The following is a 22,069-nucleotide window of genomic DNA, read 5'->3' on the forward strand; positions in this document are numbered from 1 at the left end:
GTAGACCACAGGAGTCGATGCAATGTTCCGCCTGGCCAAGCTTTCCCTGGGCAACCGGGCCCTGATCGCGCTGATCACCGTCTTTGCGGCGGTGTTCGGCGTGATCACCATGGGGTCGCTGAAGCAGGAACTCATCCCGTCCATCGAGTTCCCTCAGATCACAGTTGTCACCTCCATGCCAGGCGCTTCGCCGGAGGTGGTGGACAAGCAGCTGAGCCAGCCCCTTGAAACTGCGCTGAACAGCGTCGAAGGACTTGAATCAACCTCGTCCACCTCACGCAACGGCGTCTCGCAGATCACCATGGTGTTCACCTATGGCTCCAATCTCGATCGCGCACGCAACCAGATCGACCGGGCCATTTCCAACGCCAAGCGAGTGCTGCCCGCCAACGTGGAGCCCCAGTCCATCGCGGGCAACATCAGCGACTTCCCGATCGTCTACCTGGCCGTTTCGTCCGACAAACCGCTGAGTGAACTCAACGCGGACCTGCTCAGGCTCAGCGTGCCCCGCCTCCAGAAGATCGACGGCGTCCGGGGCGCCGACGTGACTGGCGGCGCCAGCCAGCACATCCTGATCCAGCCCCGCCAGGCCGATCTCGCCTCAACGGGAGCCTCGGTCCAATCCATCAGCAGCGCGCTGAAGAACAACGGGACCCTGGTTCCCGTCGGCACCATCGAGGACCAGGGCAAAACGCTCTCCCTTCAACTCGGCAGTCCTGTGGACTCCCTGGACGTCATCAAGGGACTTCCGCTGGCAGGAACCAGCAAAGCCACCACCATCGGTGCTGTAGCAGATGTCAGCATCGAAGACGACGCCGCCACATCAATTACGCGAACCAACGGCAAGCCGACGTTGGCCCTGTCCGTCACGAAGAAGCCCGAGGGCGACACTGTGGCGCTCTCCCATGCTGTCCGTGACGCCATCGGGACGATGGAAGAGGAACTGGGGAACAACGCCACCTTCACTCCTGTTTTTGACCAGGCCCCGTTCATTGAGAAATCCATCAAGGACCTCACCACTGAAGGGCTCCTGGGCCTTGGCTTTGCCGTGGCGGTCATCCTGGTGTTCCTGATGTCCGTCCGCTCGACCTTGGTCACGGCAGTGTCCATTCCGCTGTCCCTGCTGATAACTTTCATTGGCATCTCTGCCACCGGGTACTCACTGAACATCCTCACGCTGGGCGCCCTCACCATTGCCATCGGGCGTGTGGTGGATGACTCAATCGTGGTGATCGAGAACATCAAACGGCACTTGAGCTACGGCGAACACAAGCTCGCGGCCATCCTGACATCGATCCGCGAGGTGGCGGGGGCCATTACGGCGTCGACGCTGACGACGGTTGCAGTGTTCCTTCCGATCGCGTTCGTGGGCGATCTCGCCGGTGAGTTGTTCCGCCCCTTCGCGCTGACCGTGACCATAGCTTTGTTGTCCTCGCTCCTGGTTTCCCTGACCATCGTCCCCGTACTGGCTTACTGGTTCCTGTCGTCGCCCAGGAAGGGCGCCGAGGCCGCTAACTCCGATACGGAAGGCTCCGGTAAGGAAACGGCGGAGAAAGCACGTGAAGCCGAGCAGAGGAGCCGGCTCCAGCGCGGCTACCTTCCGATCCTGACAAAGACCCAGAAGCACCCTGTCATGACCTTGTCCGCCGCAGCCCTGATCCTGGTGGCGACCATCGCCGTGTCACCGTTGCTGGCCACGGACCTGCTGGGCCGCTCCGGGGAGAACAGCATGACGGTCCGGCAGGTCCTGCCGGCCGGCACCAGCCTGCAGGCAACCAGTGAAGAGGCCACGAAGGTTGAGGATGCCCTCAAGGGCATCGAGGGCATCAAGGATGTGCAGGTAACCTCCGGCAACGCCCAGACCGGCTTCGCTGCCCTGACATCGACGGGTTCATCGAACTCGACGTTCACGATCGTCACCGACGAGAAAGTCAACCAGGGCAAGCTCCAGGAGGAAGTCCGGAACAAGCTGGCCGGGGCGGCAGGCAAGATCACCGTTGGCTCCCAGCAAGGCGGATTCGGGACGTCCTCCACAGTGGATATCACCATCAAGGCTGCCAACTCCGCTGACCTGAAGACGGCCAGTGATGCCATGGTCAAGGCCATGGAGGGTGTTCCCGGCAGCACGGAAGTCTCAACCAACCTGGCATCCACCCAGTCCGTGGTCCAGGTCCGGGTTGACCGTGCCAAGGCAGTAGCTGCGGGTTTGACCGAGGAACAAGTGGGTGCGTTCCTCGCCTCCACGGTCAGCCCCATCCCTGCCGGCACAGTCCGGATCGACACGGATGACTACCCGGTCCAGATCGGCCAAGGGACCCGGTTCAACAGTCTTGCCGCCGTTCGGGCGCTCCAGCTCCCCACGGCCCGCGGAGGCGTCGCGCTCGAGACCATCGCCGCCGTCGAACAAGTGGACACGCCGGTATCCATCACCAGCAGCAACGGCCAGCGGACCGCGCGGGTGACCGTTACGCCGTCGGGATCCAACCTCGGCAGCGTCAGCACCGCCGTGCAGGAGCGGCTCGCCAAGGTAGAGCTGCCCGCCGGAGTCACCGCCACCATCGGCGGCGCCACCACCCAGCAGGCGGAGTCTTTCCGCCAACTGGGCCTGGCGCTTCTGGCGGCGATTGCCATTGTCTACGTGATCATGGTGGCGGCATTCAAGTCACTCATCCAGCCCCTGATCCTGCTGGTCTCCGTGCCGTTCGCGGCCACAGGCGCCATCGGCCTTCTGTTGCTGACAGGTGTGCCGTTGGGCCTGCCGTCACTGATCGGCATGCTGATGTTGGTGGGCATCGTGGTGACCAACGCGATTGTCCTGATCGACCTCATCAATCAATATCGCAAACCGCATGACGGCCGCCCCGGCATGAACGTCGCTGACGCCATCACCCATGGTGCCCGGCAACGTCTCCGCCCCATCCTGATGACGGCGCTGGCAACTGTTTTCGCTTTGACTCCGATGGCGCTGGGCCTGACAGGCGGTGGGGGCTTTATCTCGCAACCTTTGGCCATCGTCGTCATTGGCGGTCTTGTCTCTTCAACGGCCCTGACCCTGGTGCTGGTCCCTGTCCTGTACAAACTGGTGGAAGGACGCAGGGAGAAGAAGCAATTGCTGCGGGAGCTGCAGGAAAAGCCAACTCCGGCACCCGGAAGCAACAGCCAGGGAAGCAATGGCCAGGGCGGCAGTGGTGCAGACGAGTTCCAGGACTGGACCACGGGCATGATCCCCCGGGTCAAGGGCCGCCGCGCGGCCCACAATCCCGGGGAGTAGCTCCCCGACAATCACCCAAGCAGGGCCGGGAACAATTCCCGGCCCTGTCCTGTTACAGGCACTGATACATGCAAATGCATCTAGTTTGAGGTACACTGTTTACAGAGCCCGGGACCACGGGCAGGGAGAAAGGCACATCATGCAGATCGGCGTATTCAGCGTCAGCGACATCACGACTGACCCCACAACGGGCCGCACGCCCACCGAAAACGAGCGCATCAAGGCGTCCGTTGCCATCGCTAAGAAGGTCGAAGAAATCGGCATGGATGTCTACGCCCTGGGCGAGCACCACAACCGCCCGTTCTTCTCCTCCTCCCCCACCACCACGCTGGCTTACATCGCTGCCCAGACAGAGCGCATCACGCTGTCCACTGCGACCACACTGATCACCACCAACGACCCCGTGAAGATCGCAGAAGACTTCGCCATGCTGCAGCACCTCTCCGATGGCCGCGTGGACCTGGTGCTCGGTCGCGGCAATACGGCGCCCGTGTACCCCTGGTTCGGCAAGAACATCCAGGACGGCATCGAACTCGCGATCGAGAACTATAGCCTGCTCCGCAAGCTCTGGGATGAGGACACTGTCAACTGGTCCGGCAAGTTCCGTACCCCGCTGCAGAACTTCACTTCGACGCCGCGGCCGCTCGACGACGTCGCTCCCTTCGTCTGGCACGGCTCCATCCGCACTCCCCAGATCGCGGAGGTTGCTGCTTACTACGGCGATGGCTTCTTCGCCAACAACATCTTCTGGCCGAAGGAGCACTACCAGCAGTTGATCGGCCTTTACCGTGAGCGCTACGAGCACTACGGCCACGGCAAGGCAGACCAGGCGATCGTTGGCCTCGGCGGCCAGTTCTTCATGAGGAAGAACTCCCAGGACGCCGTCAAGGAATTCCGTCCGTACTTCGACAACGCCCCGGTTTACGGACACGGCCCGTCGCTGGAGGACTTCACGTCGCAAACGCCCCTGACCGTCGGCAGCCCGCAGGAAGTCATTGAGAAGACCCTGACCTTCCGTGAAGCCTTTGGCGACTACCAGCGCCAGTTGTTCCTGATCGACCACGCCGGCCTTCCCCTGAAGACCGTCTTGGAGCAACTGGACCTCTTTGGCGAGGAAGTCCTGCCGGTCCTGCGCAAGGAGTACGCCGCAATGAAGCCCGCACACGTGCCGGATGCGCCCACCCACGCCTCCCGCGTGGCAGCCGCCCTGGAAGCCAAGGTCACCGAATCGGCTACCGCCGGTGCAGCGGGCCAGGACGCCTGATGTCCGCCCCCTCGGGGTCCTCTGCCGTCCGCCTCGCCGCCGAAACCTGGGAGTCCTTGTTCCGCTCCCAGGTGGCGGTGATGCGGAAGCTGCAGTCCGGACCGGCCTTCAAGACCCTGCCCGTGAAGGAATACGACGTCCTGTTCACGCTCTCGCGCTGCCCGTCAGGCCAACTGCGCCTGAACGAGATCAACGACAAAGTGCTGCTGAGCCAGTCCAGCTTGAGCCGCTTGGTGGACCGCTTGGAGAAGCGCGGACTCGTGGAGCGGACCACCGCCCCCGACGACGGCCGCGGGGTCCTGCTGGCCCTCACCGAAGCGGGACGCGAACTTCAAAAAACCATCGGGCGCGAACACGTGCGCGACATCGCAACCCTGGTGGCGCCCGCTCTCACGGCCGATGAACAGCGCGAACTCTTGCGGTTGACCGAGAAGCTCCGCGCCTCAGTGGCCGGACACTAGCGCAGGCTGACGAGCTCCCGGTGGTTCTCCACCGGGAGCTCTCCGTTAATGGAAGCGCTGACCTTCAGGGTCCTCAGCGAGAGACTTCCACCCACCGTGGAAAGAAATGCAGTGTCCGAGGAGTCACGCCCGGCGGTGATGCGGAGCATGGATTCACGCGGTGCCAAGCCAGTGGGATCAATGATCCGCCAGGCCCCGTCAACATAGGCTTCGGCCACCGCATGGAAATCCATGGGGCTCAGGCCGGGGGCATAGACGGCAGCAAGGCGCGCAGGCACATCTTTGGAGCGCAACAAAGCAATGGCGAGGTGGGCAAAGTCCCTGCACACACCCTTGCGGTGCAGCAGGGTTTCCACGGCTCCGTCCGTCCCCCGCGACGAGCCACTGACGTAGCGGAGCTCTCCGTGGACCCAGTCACGAACTGCGTGGAGCAGTTCGGCACCCTGCAGGGCGCCGAACTCGGCATAGGAGGTGGGCAGCAGCCTGTCCGACTCCGCGTAACGGCTTGGCCTGACATACCGGATGAGCTCCATGGGAGTGGACGTATCGGGAACGGCATAGCCGTGGACACTTGCCCGGTAGTCCACCGTTACTTCGCTGGGCTCGGCGAACTCAAGATAGTGAAACCGTCCACCATGGTGGTCGCTGAGTTCGGCTACAGGAAGTTCCTCGCCCGCAACAGTGACCGACAGGTTCTCGGTCACCAGGTCATAGCCTGGGTTGTTGGCCACGGCAATGGCCATGGCCACTTTGGTGTTGGCCGCGGTCTTGAAAACGAGCGTGGCAGCAACGTTGCGTTCCATTGATCTCCGGACTGGGTTGCGGCGCGCGGCCCCCAACGCCGCCGAGTGTGTGGATCAGCCAACCCCAGGACTACGGATTGACCTTCAGAGACAGTAGCATCCGCTGGACGTTGGCGAATTCAGAATCGTGGGCCACGTATTTAGCGGCCAGGTCCAGCGTATCGAAAGACTTCACGGGTGCCACTTTTTCCTCGGCAGCGAAGGCATGCAGGGCAAGGACATCCCCGAACGAGAAGTCGCCTTTTCCTGCCGGTCCCTGTACGCGGTTGACGAGCTCGCACGCCTGGCCGTCAACGCCGGCCACCATGTTGGTAATCCCATAGGAACCGAAGAACCTATACCCCTGGATGACGCGGAAGACCATCCGCGGATCAATGGTGTCCGGCCCGTCGGAGTGCGGTACGTCAACGGGCGTGCTGCTGATCACCACGTAGGGCTTCCCCTGCCCGGCAGGGCAGGCAGCCGGAGCGGACGGAGGCAACCCTGTTTGGAGGGTGGCTATGTATTTCCCTGCGCCATCTTTGACTTCCACCTTGACGGCGCCAGCCAACGAGCCGGCCGCAGGTTCTGCGGATTGCGCGATCCAGTCCTTCGGAAGCTCGAAACTGACGCTCTTGGCGGCATCCGTATAGGTTTTCCAGGACAGGGCCGTGGGCGCCGGATCCGGACCCGCGGTCGGTGACCCGGAAGGAGCGTCCGTTCCGCTCGAGCCGGCCGGAGATGTCGCTTGGCTGGCCTCAGTGGTGGGGGTCGTCGTCGAGCCTTCAGGCGCCCCGGTCCCCGATTCGGAACTGTTCGGCCGCGATGTCGCCGTAGAGGTGACCTGTGGGCCCTTGTTTTCGGATGAGCATGCCGCTGTGCCCACCACCATGGAACCCGCAAGCGCCACGGCGGCTAGTTTGAGCGGAATGCCGCCCGGATTCCTCGTGCCAGTCATGAGCACAGCCTAGCGGCGGGGGTGCCGCGACACGCACAGGTCTAGGCTGAGGGTATGGCCCCTACTCAGCACGACGAATCCGAGGACACTATCCCCACGATGTCCGCAGTAGACATAGCTGACTGGCGTCTGAAGACCTTCGCCCTCTATGACAAGGTCCGGCAACTCGCAGCGACCAATCCCTTCGACGCACACGTGTACTGGCGCCAGGAGCGGGACCTGATGTTTGCCACGCATCCTGCCTCTGCCCTCACGCCGGAGATGAAGGCATCGTTTTCCGGATTGCAGACCGCCGGGTACGACCCCGCCTACCGGTTCCATACCGTGCTCCAGCCGGAAGGCCAGGGACAGGAAATGAATGTCCAGACCGGGACTGACGGAGTGGTGCCATTCACCCGGATCGGCACGTTTGAACTGCCCGGACTTGGCTCCTTGGCTGTTTGGCGGCTCCGGAGCTACGGTGGCGGGATCTTCGTGCCGTTCCGTGATGCGACCGCCGGCAATCAGGGTGGCAGCTACGGTGCCGGCAGGTACCTTCTGGACACCATCAAAGGTTCATTCCACGGGACGAGGGGAACGGGCGCCGGGCAGGAGTTCACCCTCGATTTCAACTTCGCCTACAACCCCTCATGCGCCTACAACGAGGCCTGGGCGTGCCCGCTCGCAGGCCCGGCCAACAGGTTGCCTGCGGAGGTGCCGGTCGGCGAACTGTACGCAGGCTAGCCGAACAACCCACCTGGTCCAAGGGCTGCGAGCGCCGCAATGGCGGCGACTATGGTCAGCGGTGCCACCAGCAGGCCCATCACCGCGTAGCCCTGCCATTTCACGTGTACGTTCATCCGCATCAGCCTGTCGTGCCACAGCAGTGTTGCCAAGGACGCCCAGGGGGCAATCAACGGACCTGCGTTGACGCCCACCAGCAACGCCGCCATCCTTTCCGGGGTTCCTGCCAGCGGTTCGGCCAGAAGGTAGGCCGGCAGGTTGTTGACGACGTTTGAGCCGAGGGCACCGGTCATGGCGAGCCGTAGGAGTTCGATGAAGCCACTGCCCTGGCCCGCCACTTCACCGAGTATTGCTGATGCGCCCAGGTACTGGGTGGCCTCGACAACCAGGAACAGGCCACAGGTGAACAGGAGCAGCGACCAGGGAATCAGCGTGATCTTCAGGACCGCGGGTCGCCGAAGAACGAACAGGACTGCCAGGACCGCCGCTGCGAGGGATGCCGGAATCCAGATGGCAGCTCCTGACACCAGCGCCGGCAGCAGCAGCACCAGGACCACCGCGCTGCCCACCAGCAGAAGGCGGTCGGGGGCCTTGGCCGTGGAAGCGACCGTCGGGCGGGATTCATCCAGGCCATAGCTCTTGCGCAGTTCGCGCCGGAAAACGAGGGCGATGAAGGCCAGTGGCACCAGGATGGCGGCAAGCGAGGGCGCCCACATGAGCTGGGCGAATTGGGCCGGGGTGATCCCACCCAGGTTGTGCTGCGCCAGGAGGTTGGTGAGGTTCGAGATGGGCAGCAGCAGGCTGGCTGTGTTGGCCAGCCACACAGTTGTCAGCGCGAAAGGCAGGACAGGCAGTCCTGCCTGCCGGGCCACGGTGACCACGACGGGAGTGAGGAGGACCGCCGTCGTATCCAGGGACAGGAAGATTGTGCTCAAGGTGGCGAACAGCGCCAGCAGCAACCACAGCAGGACGCTGCGTCCCCTCCCCCATCTGCGCAAATGCCGGGCGACCCATTGGAAGGTGCCGGCTTCACTGACGAGTTCGGTTACCACGGTCATGGCGACGACAAATGCCAGGATCGGAGCTACCCGGTCCACGAGGACCGCTACCTCGTGCCACGGCAGGACCCCCGTGGCCACGGTTACCCCGCCCGCTACAAGCAGAATCAACCCGATAATCGCCAGACGCATGAGAGGGATTCTAAGCCCCGCGCCTGTGGGGTTCCCTCCACGGCACGGCAAATGACGACGGCGTCGGGCGCCTCAAGTGCGGCATCACCGACGGAGGACGTAGGATGTCATCATGACTTCAGCCCCCGCGCGTCGAATCGCCCGCGTCCGCCCCCTCGATCCGGCTTCACCGGACGAGCACTTCTTTGTAGCAAACGACGCCCCGGATTTCGCGTCCGCGGAGGGGAAAATATGGTCCGTCATCGACTCCCCGTTTCCGTCATCCCGGGCCAATGCGCCCAGCCCTTCGCGCGGGGGCTGGGAAAAGGGTTCGGAAGTCACTGAAGACGCCTTCACGTTCCTTGCGCCGTCCGTGCCGGTCAACGTCTTCGGCATGGCCCACAACACCGGACAACCCGGCCGCGACCTGCCTCCCCAGGCCTTCCACAAGGCGGCCTCGAGCGTGATTGGCCCGGGCGAAGCCATCCAGCTCAGCACATCCGTCGGCCATGTGGATCCCGAAGCGGAGCTGACCATTGTGGTCGGCCGCGAAGCACGGAACCTGACCCTGGAAACCGCCCGGTCCGCAGTCCTGGGCTTCACCATCGGCAACGATGTTTCAGCCCGGGACCTGCAAAAGAGCGATGAACTGTGGATCAGCGCCAAGAGCCAGGACACTTTCACCCCGGCCGGCCCGTGGATAGTGACCACGGTAGACTACCCGCGCCTGGGCATCGGGATCATTCACAACGGAACCGCCTTGAAGCCGGCCAGCACCGCCGATCTTGGCTGGAACGTCGAGGAGATCCTCGTCTACCTCACCTCGTTCATGACTCTCCAGCCCGGCGATCTGGTCCTCACCGGCTTCCCGGCCGAGAGCGCACGCATCCACCCCGGCGACACCGTGGTGTGCAGCATCGAAGGAATCGGAGAGCTCAGCAACCCCGTGACCGGCGCCTCCTGGGAGGAACTGCCGGCATAGTGTGTCAGGCTTAACCCCATGGAGACAGCTGCGGACGCCACAGGGCTACTGCCGTCTCCCCCTCACAAACCACCCCGGAAAAGGCATCGCGGCGTACTGAGATACCCCGTCGTGAGGCAGCTGCTGCGCTTCACGGGCGTCGGGATTATCTGCACGGGAAGCTCGCTGGCCATCTACGCGTTGCTGCGTCCACTCATCGACCCGCAACTGGCCAATGCCGTGGCGTTGATCCTGACCTCACTCATGAACACGGCGCTTAACCGCCGCCTGACGTTCAAGATCACTGGCAGTAAAAAGCGTGCGCGGGACCACCTAAGCGGCGTGCTCGTGATAGGCATCGCGTTGCTGATCACAGGTGGCAGCTTGGGAGTCCTGCATCTTTTCAAGCCGGAAGCCAGCGTCGCCGAGGAACTCTGGACCACTACCTTGTCCGGGTTCGTGGCCACCGCCGTCCGTTTCACCTTGCTGCGTCACTGGATTTTCCGCCGGGCCCGGCACGTCTAACACGGCACGTCTAACACGGCACCTCCAGCACGGCGCGTCCGGCACCGAACACCCGGCGTCGAGTACCCGGCGCAGCGCCCGGCGTCAGCCGGCTTGCGGGGCCGCGAGGTTCCTGACACGCGCGACGGCGGTTTCCACCGCCCCGGCGGCCGTCTCCAGTTCTTTGTCGGTGATGGCGGAAGTGAAGCTGAAGCGAACCGCCGTCTGGGCGGTTTCCGGAGCGATGCCCAAGGCCACCAAAACCGGCGACGGCGCATCTGATCCAGCAGCACACGCCGAACCGCTGGAGCACACGACTCCCAGGCGTTCGAGTTCCAGCAGGACCGATTCGCCGCTGGTTCCCGGGAAGCAGAAGGACGCGACCGACGGCAAGCGCCGGCTCCGATGTCCTGTCAGCATGGCGTCAGGAACGGTGTCCAAAACCCGCTGAATGAAGGTCTCACGCAATTGCGCAACGCGGTCGGCCTGTTCCTGCTGTTCGGCATGGGAGAGCGCCAAGGCCGTGGATAAAGCGATGGCTCCGGCCACGTTCTCCGTTCCCGAACGTTTGCCCCGCTCCTGCCCGCCTCCGTGCATGAGGGGTTCCAAGCGCAGCCGGCCTTTGACGAACAAGGCTCCGGAACCCTTCGGCGCCCCCAATTTATGCGCTGAAATGCTCATGGCATCAACGCCGAGCTCCTTCACATCCAGCGGACACCACCCCGCAGCCTGTACGGCGTCCGTGTGGAAGGGACTACCGGCATCGTGGGCAACCTCTGCCAGGTCGGCGATAGGTTGCACGGTTCCGATTTCATTGTTCGCGTACATGATGCTCACCAGGGCGGTCCCCGGCTGAAGGACGCTGCGCAGCGCGTCCACAGTGACAACACCGTCGCTGTCTACCGGCACGACATCCACCACAAAACCGTGGACCCGTTCCAGGTAGCGCGCCGATTCCTCCACCGCCGGATGTTCGACGGCGCTGATCACCACCCGCTTCAATGCAGGGTCAGCCTCCCGCCGCGCCAATGCGATGCCTTTGACGGCAAGGTTGTCCGCTTCGGTGCCACCCGAGGTGAACGTGACCTCGCCGGGGCGGCAGTTGAACACTTTCGCGACGCCGGACCGTGCCGCCGCGAGCGCCGCCGCTGCCGATTCACCCAGCGTGTGGTGGCTTGAGGGGTTGCCGAACTCGCCGCTGAGATAGGGCCACATGGCCTCCAGCACTTCGCGGCGGACCGGCGTGGTGGCAGCGGCGTCGAGGAAGATCATGACCGGAGCCGGCTTTCAGTTCCGGCCCGTGGTGAGTTCGATGTCGAGGCCAAGGTCCAGGGCGTTCACGCTGTGGGTCAGGCCGCCGATGGAGATGACATCCACTCCTGCTGCGGCGATGCCGGTGACGGTGTCCAGGTTTACGTTGCCGCTGGCTTCCACGATGGCCCGGCCATCAACCTGCTTGACGCCGGCACGCAGCTCCTCCAGGGAGAAATTGTCCAGCATGATGGTGTCCACGCCCGCTGCCAGCACTGGTTCGATCTGCTCTGCGCTGTCCACTTCGACTTCGAAGTGGGTGGTGTGGCCAAGCTGGGCTTTGGCAGCGATCAGCAGCTCAGTCAGTTTGCCGGCGTCGCCGCCGGTCATGACGGCGAGGTGGTTGTCCTTGGCGAGCACGGCGTCGGAGAGGCTGTAACGGTGGTTCGCTCCCCCGCCGCAGCGGACGGCGTAGCGCTCCAGCACCCGCAGCCCGGGGGTGGTCTTGCGGGTATCGGTGATCCGGGCCCGTGTCCCTTCCACCAGCCGGACGAACTCTGCGGTTTTGGTGGCGATCGCGCTCATGCGCTGCACCAGGTTCAGGCCCACCCGCTCGGCCAGCAGGACCGAGCGTGCACTGCCGCTGACGCGTGCAAGGTGGGTTCCGGCGTCGAAAGCTTCACCATCGGCGAGGAGCAACTCCACTTCGGTGGTCGGATCAACTGTCTTCATGGCGTCGCGGAACACGGTCCCGCCGCTGAACACGCCGGGGACCCTGGCGTTGAGGACCGCCACGGCCTGCGCCTCAGCCGGAATAAGCAGCTGGGACGTGATGTCCCCGCTGGGCGCATCCTCCGCGAAGGCCCGTTCCAAAATATCCCGCACGGGGGCTGCGGGGAGGGTCAGGTTAGTCATGGACGAGGCTCACTTTCCGGCTCATGGTGTAACGCTTGTCAAAATCGTCGACGGCGGCTGGTGCCTTCACGCTGTCGCTGCGGTAATGCGCCCCCAGTGACTCCCGTCGTTCCCGGGCAGCCCTCACGAGCAGCTGGGCGGCCAGCAGAAGGTTGGCGTCCTCGTGTACGCGGACATCCAGGGACTCCGGAACGCTCAAGGGACCGGCAGCCTCTTCCCATTCCCCCAAGACCTCTGCGGCCTCAGCCAGCAACTCCCCGCTCCGGAGCACGCCAGCCTTGGCGGTCATCAGCCGCCGAAGGGCCTGCCGCGAGAACGCGCTGGCTCCCGCTGGCGCGGCGGTTTCGCTGAAGGTTCCGCTGCGATTGTCGCCTGCCGGGGTCCCGGCAGCGTGCGCAAAAGCGAGGCCGCCCGCGGCCGAGTCAGCACGCAGAGGGGCTCCGTCAGACGACTCACCGGACGACCCAAGGAACCCTTCAACAGCCCTGCGCCCGAACACCAGTCCTTCAAGCAGGGAGTTACTGGCCAGCCGGTTTGCCCCCTGCACACCGGTGCACGCGACTTCACCGGCAGCCAGCAGCCCGGGAACCGAAGTCCGGCCGTGGAGGTCCGTTACCACCCCACCCATCCAGTAGTGCGCCGCCGGTGCCACGGGAACCAGGTCCTTGGTCCAGTCGAGGCCGGCCTGGCGGGTGTGCCGACTCAGGGTCGGGAAGCGCTTTTCCAGGAACCCTGCACCGCGCGACTCTTCAATGACGGTGGCGTCGAGGAACACGTGCCCGTTGGGGTCGCCCAACGCGTCAAGGTGCAGGGCGATGCTGCGCGAGACCACATCGCGCGGCGCCAGCTCCGCGTCCGAATGGTAGTCCGGCATGAAGCGATAGCCGTTGGCGTCAAGAAGAATGGCGCCTTCGCCGCGGACTGCCTCGGAGATCAGCAGGGGGTGTGCATCGCCGTCTGCTTCTTGGGGGGCTCCACCGGGCACCATGCAGGTGGGGTGGAACTGGAAGAACTCGAGGTCAGCCAGTGCAGCTCCTGCCCGCCACGCGAGTGCCAGGCCGTCGGCTGTGGCCACGGAGGGGTTGGTGGTTTGGGCGAACAGCTGCCCGGCGCCTCCCGTGGCAAGAAGAACGGCGTCGCCGCGGAGGCTCTGCCCACGTCCCTCGTGGAGGAAGTTGACGCCTGCCACCTGGCCTGCTTGGTGGATCAGGTCCGTGACCTGGGCATGCCCGATCACCTGGATCCTGCCCTGTGCCTGGAAGTCCAGGACGGTCCTGATCAGGGCCGAGGCTACTCCTGCACCGGTGGCGTCGCCGCCCGCGTGGAGGATCCGTGGCGCCGAATGCGCTGCCTCGAGTCCAAGTGCGGGGTCGCCGTCGTCGTCAAGATCGAACCGCACACCGAACCGCCCGAGCCCTGCGATGTCCCGCCGCGCTTCGGTGCAAAGCACCCGAACGGCTTCTTCGTTGCAATGACCGGCGCCGGCCCGCAAAGTGTCGGCGATGTGGGCAGCTACGGTGTCACCGGGAGCGGGTTCCTCCAGCACGGCGGAGATCCCTCCCTGCGCATAGTAGGTGTTGCTGTCCGCGAGCGCGCCTTTGGTCAGCAGCACCACTTCCGCACCGGCCTCTGCGGCAAGCAAGGCAGAGTACAGGCCGGCGATGCCGCTTCCGACGACGATCAACCGCCCATGTGCGGTCTTTCCAGCCAGGCTCTCTGTAGTCATGTGGGGCTCGATTCGGCTAGGTCTGATGTGCCGGGTCGGCTATGCGGGCTTCGCGGCCAGCATGCGTTCCAGGGCAATCTTCGCGTTGTCCTGTACGGCGTCGTCCACAGTGATGCGGTTGACGATGCGGCCCTCGACAAGTTCCTCAAGCACCCAGGCCAGGTAGCCGGGGTGGATGCGGTACATGGTGGAGCACGGGCAGATCACGGGGTCCAGGCAGAAGATGGTGTGCTGCGGGTTTTCCGCAGCCAAGCGGTTCACCATGTTGATCTCTGTACCGATGGCGAACGTGGTGGGTTCGGTGGCGGCGGCAATCGCCTTCTTGATGAAGTCGGTGGAGCCGGCAGAATCGGCGGCGTCAACAACTTCCATGGGGCATTCGGGGTGCACGATGACGTTGACGCCCGGGAAGTCCTGGCGGGCTTTTTCGATCTGGCCCACGTTGAAGCGCTTGTGCACCGAGCAGAAGCCATGCCAGAGAATCACCCGGGAGTCCAGGAGCGTTTGCTCGTCATTGCCGCCCAGTTCCTTGCGTGGATTCCACATCGGCATCTGTTCCAGCGGGACGCCCAGTGCCTTGGCGGTGTTGCGGCCCAGGTGCTGATCCGGGAAGAACAGGACACGCTGGCCACGCTCGAAGGCCCATTCCAGGACCACCTTGGCATTGGAGGAGGTGCAGACGATGCCGCCGTTGCGACCACAGAAGGCCTTCAGCGCTGCTGAGGAGTTCATGTAGGTAACGGGGATGACGGGAACCCTGCCCTGTTCGTCCACCCCGGTGCCGAAAATCTCTTCGAGCTGTTCCCAGCATTCCTCAACGGAGTCTTCGTCCGCCATGTCAGCCATGGAGCAGCCCGCGGCGAGATTGGGCAGGATCACCGCTTGCTCGGGGGTGGAAAGGATGTCGGCGGTTTCGGCCATGAAGTGCACGCCGCAGAAGATGATCGCCTCGGCGTCGGGTTTGGTAAGGGCCGCATTGGCCAGCTGGAAGGAGTCGCCCACAAAATCGGCGTACTGGATGACTTCGTCACGCTGGTAGAAGTGCCCCAGGATGACGGCCCGGTCCCCGAGCGTCGCTTTGGCGGCGCGGATGCGGGCATCCAGTTCGGCATCGGTGGCCTTCTTGTACTCTTCCGGAAGCTGGCCTTGTCGCGGCGTCGCCTTGGGTGCGACGTCGCTGCTGGAGGCGCCCGGGCCGTAGGCGGGCTCGCCGGAGAGGGCTTCGGCAAGGTCGTATTCCCAGGGACCCCTGGCCAGGGCCGGGCTGCACGTGGACCCTGCGCGGGAGAGGCCCTTTTCGGCTTCTTCGCGGGTGATCAGCTGGACGGCAGTGTTGACGCTGCTCATGGTGTACTCCTGTTATCTGGCCCGAGGCCGGGCGTGCCGGTGAAGCGGTAGAGGCGTGGTGGGCGGTGTTTTCCGCCTTGGAGGTATTCACCGGTTTCTTCGATTTCCGGTGTGGCCTTGATGTGTCTGCGGAAGTTCGCGGGATCGAGTTGCCGGTCCAGCACCGCCTCGTAGACTTCGCGGACCTGGGCCAGGGTGAAGTACTCCCCCAGCAGGTGGTAGGCAATGGACCCGTAGGCCATCTTGTTGCGCAGCCGCCACAGCGCGTAGTCCACGATTGCGTTGTGATCGAAGGCGAGTTCGCCCAGCCGGTCTGCGCGGAACCACCGGACGTTCTCGGATTCGTCAGCCAGCGCAGCCTCGGTGGGTTGCACCAATGCCCAGTAGACGATCGACACCACACGTTGCGTGGGCGAGCGGTGAAGTCCCCCGAAGGCATAGAGCTGCTCGAGGTAGTGCGGCGTCAGGCCGGTGGTTTCGCGAAGGTTCCGTGATGCCGCGTCCTGCAGCGATTCGTCATGGGCAAGGGGACCGCCCGGGAGGGCCCACATGTCCTTATAGGGTTCTCGGATCCTGCGGACCAACGGCAGCCACAGCGTAGGACGGCCGGATGTTTCGCTGGGACGGAGGGCGAAAATCACCGTGGAAATAGCCAACGACGGCGGTGCGAGCCGCCTCTCGGCGACGTTTGCTGAGCTGGGGTTCACGGCGTTCACCTCGCTTCGTCGCCGTCCGGTCCAGGAACCGGAGCTTTAGTTAAAGTCATGTTGACTAGAACTAATGGTACGACTCTGCGCCCGGTCCGCAAAATGCTTTACGTCACACTGCCTTCGCCGCCGCCTCCATCAGCGGCAAGGTGCGGCCTTGGATATGGCTGTTGAGCACTATCACGGAGGAACAGCGGACCACGGATTTGGTGGCAATCATGGCATCGAGCACGCGCTGCATGTCCGGATTGGACCGGGCGGCGATCCGCACCATGAGGTCGGAGTTCCCCGTAACCGTGTGGACCTCGATGATCTCGGGAATGGCGCTGAGGCTCTCAATGATGGCGTCGTGGCCGATCTCCTGGGTGATGGTGACCGAACAGAACGCCACCACCGGGAAGCCGAAGTTGGCAGGATCGGGCTGCGGGACCCAGGAACCAATGACCCCGTTTTCAATCATCCGGTCAATCCGGGACTGCACCGTCGCCCGGGCAACCTTCAGTACCCGCGAGGCCTCCAGCACGGAAGATCGCGGTGAATCAGTGAAGAAACGTACAATTCTTGCATCAAGCGCATCGACCAGCATCAAAGTTCCTGTCCCCGGGGTTCTCTACTCATCACATCGCCTAAGCAAAAAGTGATGTATCTTACAAACTGCGAGAATTATTCCACGGCTCTTGCTGCGTCGTCGACGCCGCGCCTGCCCGGCCCAAGAGGCCGGCACGCCACACCCCGTATGAAATCCATAGAAGGTAGACACGTATGACAACGAAGTCCATCGCGGCTCCTGCCCCAACATCCGGCCTCGGCCATTCACTCAAGCCCCGCCAGCTCACCATGATGGGCTTGGGCAGCGCGATCGGCGCAGGCCTCTTCCTGGGCTCCGGCGCCGGCGTGCAGGCCGCCGGCCCGGCGGTCCTCATCTCCTACCTCGTAGCGGGAACACTGATCATCCTCGTCATGTGGGCCCTGGGTGAGATGGCGGCGGCGAACCCCAACAGCGGCGCCTTCTCCGTTTACGCCGAAAAAGCCATGGGCAAGACCGCCGGCGGAACCATCGGCTGGCTGTGGTGGTTGCAGCTGGTGGTGGTGATTGCGGCAGAAGCACTGGGTGCCGCCGGACTGCTCTTCTCGGTCTGGCCGGTGATCCCGGTCTGGGTCCTGGCACTGGTCTTCATGGTGGTGTTCACGGGCATCAACCTGGTGGGCGTCCGGAACTTCGGGGAGTTCGAATTCTGGTTCGCCATCCTGAAGGTGGCGGCCATCGTGATCTTCCTGCTCATCGGCGCCGCGCTGCTGTTCGGCTGGCTGCCCAACGCCACCTCACCAGGGCTCTCCGCCTCCGGCGACTTTGCGCCGAACGGCATCGGCGGCATCGCCGCGGCCTTGTTCGTGGTGATCTTCGCCTTCGGTGGCACCGAGATCGTCAGCGTCGCCGCGGCTGAAACAGAAAATCCCGCCCACAGCGTCGGCAAGGCCATCCGCACGGTGGTCTGGCGCATCCTGGTCTTCTACATCGGCTCCGTTTTCGTCATTGCCGCCATTCTTCCTGTGGGCTCGGAGGGCCTGAAGTCCCCCTTCGCCGGAGTACTCGACATCGCAGGAATTCCCGGTGCGGGAACGGCCATCACCCTGGTTGCCGTGGTAGCGCTGCTCTCCGCCTTGAACGCCAACCTTTACGGCGCATCCAGGATGATCTTCTCCCTGTCCGAGCGTGGCGAAGCGCCCCGCCTCCTGTCGAAGCTGAGCACCGCCAAGGTGCCCGTGGCCGCCGTCGGAATCTCGGTAGCCTTCGGCTTCATTGCCACCATCCTGGAGCTGCTCTTTCCGGAGAAGATCCTGCCTGCCCTGCTGAACCTCGTAGGGTCCACCTGCCTGGTTGTCTGGGGTACCGCGCTGGTGTCCCAATTCATCCTGCGGCGCCGGGCAGACCGCCAGGGCGCAGAATTGCCCCTTCGCATGAAGGGCTTCCCCTACCTCACCATCCTGGGCCTGGTCTTGCTGGGCCTGATCTTCGTGGTGGGTTTCGCCAACCCTGAGAGCGCGGGCCAGCTGGTCGGCACCTTGATCCTCATCCTGGTCATTGCCGCCGGCTGCTTCCTCAACGCCAAGGCAAAAGCAGGAAAGCCAGACCACCAGGCCAGGTAATCTACTGCTAGCAAGATTCCGGAAGCCCTGCACAGTTTGTACTGCGCAGGGCTTCTTTGCTTATTCAACTTGTACAAAGTGTTGTGTCACCACTGAGCTTATTGCGAAAGAGCTTATGCGGTGACTAGGGTCACAACCATGACGACTCAACCAGCGCTTGCGGCCGTCGATGACGACGCCGCCCCGCTCTCCAACCATCAACTCCGCGAGCTGTACACGCTGATGGCAGCGGTCCGGCACCTGGACACTTCAGCCGTAGCCTGGCAACGCCAGGGCATCATCCCCGGGTACGCGCCTGAGCTTGGGCAGGAAGCAGCCCAGGTGGGCAGCGGTTACGCCGTGGACCTGAACCGGGACTTCGTCTTCCCCACCTACCGGGAGATGGGCGTGGCCCGGGCCATGGGCCTGGACATGGTGGGTTACATGTCCACCCACAAGGCCACGTGGCACGGCGGAATGTACAACCCCCTGGAATCCAGGTTCGCACCTATCCAGGCCGTGGTGGCGGGCTCGGTCCTGCATGCCGTGGGATGGGCCCACGGCCAGACCCTTGCCGCCGCTGACGGCGAAACCGGGGTAGCCATGACGTACTTCGGTGATGGCGCCTCATCCCAGGGCGACGTCCACGAAGCCATGAACTTCGCCGCTGTCATGAAGGCACCTGTGGTGTTCTTCATCCAGAACAACGGCTGGGCAATCTCCGTGCCCACCGAACGCCAGGTGGCCGGCGGATCCGTCGCAGCAAGGGCGGCCGGATACGGCATACCTGCACTGCAGGTCGATGGCAACGACGTCGTCGCCGTCTACGAAGCCACCCGCTCCGCCTTCGCCCACTGCCGCCGCGGCAACGGACCCGTGGTGATCGAAGCCATGACCTATCGCCGCGGGCCGCACTCCACCGCCGACGATCCCGGCCGTTACCGGACCCTGGAAGAAGAGCGACTCGACGCCGGAGAGGACCCGCTGGAGCGGTTCAAGCAAAGGTTGCTGGCCGACGGCGTTGCAGACGAAGCCTTCTTTGCCGACGCTCAACGCAGGGCAGAGGAAGAAGCAGAAGCCATCCGGACCGGAATCCAGGACCTGGGTCCCCGCCCGGGCGCTGAAATGTTCAGCCTCGTCTTCCAGGAGCCAACTCCGGCCCTTCAATCCCAAGCCAGCGCGTGGCGCGAGGAGTCAGAACATGTCTGAGACGATCACCGAAATGCCCTCCGCCGCCGCTGAAACGGCCGGCATTGAACAACTGTCCATGCAGCAGGCGCTCAACCGCGCACTCGATGAGGTCCTGGCCGAAAACCCCAAAGCTGTCATCTTCGGCGAAGACTGCGGCCGGCTCGGTGGCGTGTTCCGCATCACCGACGGCCTCCAAGCCAAGCACGGCGAGGACCGCGTGTTCGACACGCCCTTGGCCGAGTCCGGAATCCTGGGCATGTCCGTGGGCCTGGCCATGGCCGGTTTCCACCCGATTCCCGAGGTCCAGTTCGATGGCTTCGCCTATCCGGCCATCAACCAGATCGTCTGCCAGATCGCCCGGATGAACTACCGCAGCCGCGGCACGTTGCCCATGCCCATCACCCTGCGCGTGCCCAGCTTCGGCGGTATCCGCGCACCCGAGCACCACGGCGAAAGCCTCGAGGCATTGTTCGCGCACGTACCGGGACTCAAGGTGGTTTCCCCTTCAAACCCGCACGACGCCTACCATCTGCTCAAGTACGCTGCCACGCGGCCGGACCCGGTCATCTTCATGGAGCCGAAGTCCCGCTACTGGCAGAAGGGCCCGGTGGATGTCACCTCCGCTGCCGCTGTCCCTGCCACAGCAGCGCACGACGGCGGCTCACCCGACGGCGGCAGCCTCACCGGCGCCCGCGTGGCCAGGGAAGGCCGCCACCTCACATTGGTGGCGTGGGGTGCCATGGTAGCCCGGTGCCTCCAGGTGGCCGAGCTCGCGGCCGAGGACGGCATAGACATTGAAGTCCTTGACCTGCGCTGGCTCAAGCCCATTGATGCCGAAGCCTTGGCGAGGTCCGTTGGGAAGACGCGGCGCGCCGTCGTCGTCCATGAAGCGCCGCTGACCTCGGGCCTCGGCGCCGAAGTCGCCCAACTCATTACGCAAAGTTGTTTCGCAACGCTGAAGGCACCGGTGGAGCGTGTGACCGGCTTCGACGTCCCGTACCCCTCCGGCGACCTGGAGGACGAATACATCCCCAACATCGACCGCATCCTCTTTGGGATCCAACGCGTACTGGAGTACCGCCGTGGCTGAAATTTCCTTCCCGCTTCCGGACCTCGGCGAGGGCCTCATCGAGGCAACCGTGCTCGACTGGCTGGTTGAACCCGGCCAGCAAGTGGAACGCAACCAGCCGATCGTGGAACTCGAAACCAGCAAGTCCGCGCTCGAATTGCCCAGCCCCCAGGCGGGTAAAGTGGTGCGTATTCACGGGGCGCCCGGTGAGATCATCAACGTTGGCGCACCGCTGATCGTGTTCGAGGTTCCGGACGACACCGCCGGAATCGTGGGCACTGTTCCGAAGGACGAAGCACCCAAGCGCAGGGTCCGCCTGAGCGCCGTACTCGATGAGGACTGACATGATGACTGGCAGGCACACCGTGGAACAGCAGCGGCACACAGTGGAAGGTACCGACCCTGGGCTGTTCGTCGAGGTTCATGAGCCGGCTTCCGACGCCGGGCTGCGCCCCGTCCTGCTGATCCATGGCTTCTCTTCCTCCAGCAAACTGAACTGGGCCGACAGCGGCTGGATCACCACGCTCCAGGACGCCGGGCGCCGGGTCATCACCGTGGACCTGCCCGGCCATGGCCGAAGCCACTCCCCCGAGGACCTGGACTCCTACACCCCCAGCCGGATCCGTGCGGATCTCCTGCAGATAGTGACCGACGCCGGTGCACGCCCCTTGCGCGACGGCGACCCTTCCACGGGACTTGATGTCATTGGTTATTCGCTCGGATCACGGCTGGCGTGGGAGTTTGGTGCCACGCAGCCCGATCTGGTCCATAGGATCGTCCTGGGCGGCCCAAGCTCAGCAGATCCGCTGGCAGCGTTCGACCTTGTGGCTGCTCAAAAGCACCTCGCTGACGGCACGCCCATAGAGGACCAGTCCACCGCGGGGCTCTTGAAGATGGCCCAGATGCTGCCCAGCAACAATTTGTTTGCCATGTTGTCGCTCATCGAGGCCATCAAGGGCGAACCTTTCGATCCTGCCGAGGCGGCCCCGCACATGCCACTGCTGCTGGTGGCCGGCGAGAAGGACGAAAGGGCTGCGACCATGCCGGAGCTTGCCTCCATTGCGGGCAAGCATGGCGGCATGGTGGAGACCTTGGTCATTCCCGGGCGCACGCACACCAATGTGATCACAAGCCGGGCCTTCAAGGACGCTGCCGTCGAATTCCTGGGCGTCTAAACCTCCCGACGCGGTACGGCTGGTCTAGCGGGCCAGCCGTTCCGCGTTGAGGCTCATGCGCTCCAGGACGCTCAATGCCATGGCGTATTCATCGATGCCGATGCCCATCGAAAGATCCTGACGCGCATCTTCCACCAGCTGCTGCGCCTCGTGGTACTTCTCCCGTCCCCGCTCGCTCAGCGCCAAACGGTCATCGATCATCGTGATCATTCCCCGGCCCACCAAAGCTGCCAGTTCCCGCTCGCGCAACCGGATGTCACCGCCCCACAGTGGCTGCAGTGCCTCCTCAAGCTGGTCCGGAAGCATGGAGTGCTCGGCCAGGGTGGCAAGAGTCTGCCACTGGCGGCGCGTGAGCTTGATCCGCGCCAAGGTGCGGTCCAACTGGACTTCCAGCGCAGCGTCCAGCCTTTTGATCCAATATCCGATGGGCTTGTTCACCAGCCCATGCTTTCAGTGGAGGCCGCGCCG

21 protein-coding genes are annotated in these 22,069 nt (G+C 64.0%); 11 read left to right on the top strand and 10 right to left on the bottom strand.

Features of this window, described 5'->3' with window-relative positions; genetic code table 11:
- The first annotated feature begins 22 nt into the window (after positions 1 to 22).
- From PYR64_RS11345 to PYR64_RS11355, 3 genes are all read left to right on the top strand, one after another.
- Entirely contained in the window at positions 23 to 3,271 is a 3,249-nt protein-coding gene (locus PYR64_RS11345) for an efflux RND transporter permease subunit (protein WP_275775274.1), read from the top strand.
- 139 nt (positions 3,272 to 3,410) lie between these two features.
- A complete protein-coding gene (locus PYR64_RS11350) occupies positions 3,411 to 4,535 on the top strand; it encodes an LLM class flavin-dependent oxidoreductase (RefSeq protein ID WP_018776270.1) in 1,125 nt (374 codons plus the stop codon).
- Positions 4,535 to 4,996 (top strand): MarR family winged helix-turn-helix transcriptional regulator, encoded by a 462-nt coding sequence (locus tag PYR64_RS11355; protein ID WP_055972205.1) that lies wholly within the window; start codon positions 4,535 to 4,537, stop codon positions 4,994 to 4,996. The genes PYR64_RS11350 and PYR64_RS11355 overlap by 1 nt, the downstream gene beginning before the upstream one ends.
- Here PYR64_RS11355 and PYR64_RS11360 read toward each other — a convergent pair.
- Positions 4,993 to 5,799 carry a transglutaminase family protein gene (locus PYR64_RS11360; RefSeq protein WP_275775279.1) on the bottom strand — a complete coding sequence of 269 codons (807 nt, stop codon included), beginning with the start codon at positions 5,797 to 5,799 and terminating at the stop codon, positions 4,993 to 4,995. The two genes, PYR64_RS11355 and PYR64_RS11360, sit on opposite strands and share 4 nt — an antisense overlap.
- A gap of 70 nt (positions 5,800 to 5,869) precedes the next feature.
- The gene (locus tag PYR64_RS11365; RefSeq protein WP_064721766.1) at positions 5,870 to 6,736 is read right to left on the bottom strand and encodes a hypothetical protein; all 867 of its coding nucleotides are present in this window, start codon (positions 6,734 to 6,736) and stop codon (positions 5,870 to 5,872) included.
- A gap of 54 nt (positions 6,737 to 6,790) precedes the next feature.
- On the opposite strand from PYR64_RS11365, the gene PYR64_RS11370 reads away from it, so the two are divergent.
- Entirely contained in the window at positions 6,791 to 7,459 is a 669-nt protein-coding gene (locus PYR64_RS11370; protein ID WP_275775283.1) for a DUF1684 domain-containing protein, read from the top strand.
- Here PYR64_RS11370 and PYR64_RS11375 read toward each other — a convergent pair.
- Positions 7,456 to 8,649, bottom strand: coding sequence for an SLC13 family permease (locus PYR64_RS11375; protein WP_275775285.1), 1,194 nt, complete (start codon positions 8,647 to 8,649; stop codon positions 7,456 to 7,458). The two genes, PYR64_RS11370 and PYR64_RS11375, sit on opposite strands and share 4 nt — an antisense overlap.
- A 112-nt stretch (positions 8,650 to 8,761) precedes the next feature.
- Here PYR64_RS11375 and PYR64_RS11380 point away from each other — a divergent pair, with 112 nt between their 5' ends.
- Both PYR64_RS11380 and PYR64_RS11385 read left to right on the top strand, forming a co-directional pair.
- Positions 8,762 to 9,610 (top strand): fumarylacetoacetate hydrolase family protein, encoded by an 849-nt coding sequence (locus tag PYR64_RS11380; RefSeq protein WP_275775287.1) that lies wholly within the window; start codon positions 8,762 to 8,764, stop codon positions 9,608 to 9,610.
- An 18-nt stretch (positions 9,611 to 9,628) separates the two neighbouring features.
- Positions 9,629 to 10,114, top strand: a complete 486-nt coding sequence (locus tag PYR64_RS11385) for a GtrA family protein (protein ID WP_026266912.1) — start codon at positions 9,629 to 9,631, stop codon at positions 10,112 to 10,114.
- An 84-nt stretch (positions 10,115 to 10,198) separates the two neighbouring features.
- Here PYR64_RS11385 and PYR64_RS11390 read toward each other — a convergent pair whose 3' ends face one another.
- From PYR64_RS11390 to PYR64_RS11415, 6 genes are all read right to left on the bottom strand, one after another.
- Entirely contained in the window at positions 10,199 to 11,365 is a 1,167-nt protein-coding gene (locus PYR64_RS11390) for a cysteine desulfurase family protein (protein ID WP_275775290.1), read from the bottom strand.
- A 15-nt stretch (positions 11,366 to 11,380) separates the two neighbouring features.
- Positions 11,381 to 12,259 carry a carboxylating nicotinate-nucleotide diphosphorylase gene (gene nadC, locus PYR64_RS11395; RefSeq protein WP_018776279.1) on the bottom strand — a complete coding sequence of 293 codons (879 nt, stop codon included), beginning with the start codon at positions 12,257 to 12,259 and terminating at the stop codon, positions 11,381 to 11,383.
- Positions 12,252 to 13,985 (bottom strand): FAD-dependent oxidoreductase, encoded by a 1,734-nt coding sequence (locus PYR64_RS11400; RefSeq protein ID WP_275775292.1) that lies wholly within the window; start codon positions 13,983 to 13,985, stop codon positions 12,252 to 12,254. Before PYR64_RS11400 ends, nadC begins: the two co-directional genes overlap by 8 nt.
- 39 nt (positions 13,986 to 14,024) lie before the next feature.
- Positions 14,025 to 15,332, bottom strand: coding sequence for a quinolinate synthase NadA (gene nadA / locus PYR64_RS11405; protein ID WP_039241988.1), 1,308 nt, complete (start codon positions 15,330 to 15,332; stop codon positions 14,025 to 14,027).
- Positions 15,329 to 16,048, bottom strand: coding sequence for an NUDIX domain-containing protein (locus PYR64_RS11410; RefSeq protein WP_018776282.1), 720 nt, complete (start codon positions 16,046 to 16,048; stop codon positions 15,329 to 15,331). The genes nadA and PYR64_RS11410 overlap by 4 nt, the downstream gene beginning before the upstream one ends.
- A gap of 103 nt (positions 16,049 to 16,151) precedes the next feature.
- Positions 16,152 to 16,625, bottom strand: coding sequence for an Lrp/AsnC ligand binding domain-containing protein (locus PYR64_RS11415; RefSeq protein ID WP_018776283.1), 474 nt, complete (start codon positions 16,623 to 16,625; stop codon positions 16,152 to 16,154).
- Positions 16,626 to 16,801: 176 nt separating this feature from the next.
- On the opposite strand from PYR64_RS11415, the gene PYR64_RS11420 reads away from it, so the two are divergent.
- The 5 genes from PYR64_RS11420 to PYR64_RS11440 all read left to right on the top strand — a co-directional run bounded on the left by PYR64_RS11420 (position 16,802) and on the right by PYR64_RS11440 (position 21,601).
- Positions 16,802 to 18,187 (top strand): amino acid permease, encoded by a 1,386-nt coding sequence (locus PYR64_RS11420; RefSeq protein ID WP_275775296.1) that lies wholly within the window; start codon positions 16,802 to 16,804, stop codon positions 18,185 to 18,187.
- A gap of 138 nt (positions 18,188 to 18,325) precedes the next feature.
- On the top strand, positions 18,326 to 19,375 hold the full coding sequence (locus tag PYR64_RS11425) for a thiamine pyrophosphate-dependent enzyme (protein WP_055972172.1): 1,050 nt from the start codon (positions 18,326 to 18,328) through the stop codon (positions 19,373 to 19,375).
- Entirely contained in the window at positions 19,368 to 20,447 is a 1,080-nt protein-coding gene (locus PYR64_RS11430) for an alpha-ketoacid dehydrogenase subunit beta (protein WP_039241994.1), read from the top strand. The genes PYR64_RS11425 and PYR64_RS11430 overlap by 8 nt, the downstream gene beginning before the upstream one ends.
- Positions 20,440 to 20,769 carry a biotin/lipoyl-containing protein gene (locus PYR64_RS11435; protein WP_064721759.1) on the top strand — a complete coding sequence of 110 codons (330 nt, stop codon included), beginning with the start codon at positions 20,440 to 20,442 and terminating at the stop codon, positions 20,767 to 20,769. The genes PYR64_RS11430 and PYR64_RS11435 overlap by 8 nt, the downstream gene beginning before the upstream one ends.
- Before the next feature lies 1 nt (position 20,770).
- Positions 20,771 to 21,601, top strand: coding sequence for an alpha/beta fold hydrolase (locus tag PYR64_RS11440; protein ID WP_018776288.1), 831 nt, complete (start codon positions 20,771 to 20,773; stop codon positions 21,599 to 21,601).
- A gap of 24 nt (positions 21,602 to 21,625) precedes the next feature.
- On the opposite strand, the gene PYR64_RS11445 is transcribed toward PYR64_RS11440, so the two are convergent.
- Positions 21,626 to 22,039, bottom strand: a complete 414-nt coding sequence (locus PYR64_RS11445) for a MarR family transcriptional regulator (RefSeq protein WP_018776289.1) — start codon at positions 22,037 to 22,039, stop codon at positions 21,626 to 21,628.
- Between the last annotated feature and the right edge of the window lie 30 nt (positions 22,040 to 22,069).

It is taken from the genome of Paenarthrobacter sp. Y-19 (assembly GCF_029223985.1).
GTDB classification, from domain to species: Bacteria; Actinomycetota; Actinomycetes; order Actinomycetales; family Micrococcaceae; genus Arthrobacter; species Arthrobacter nicotinovorans.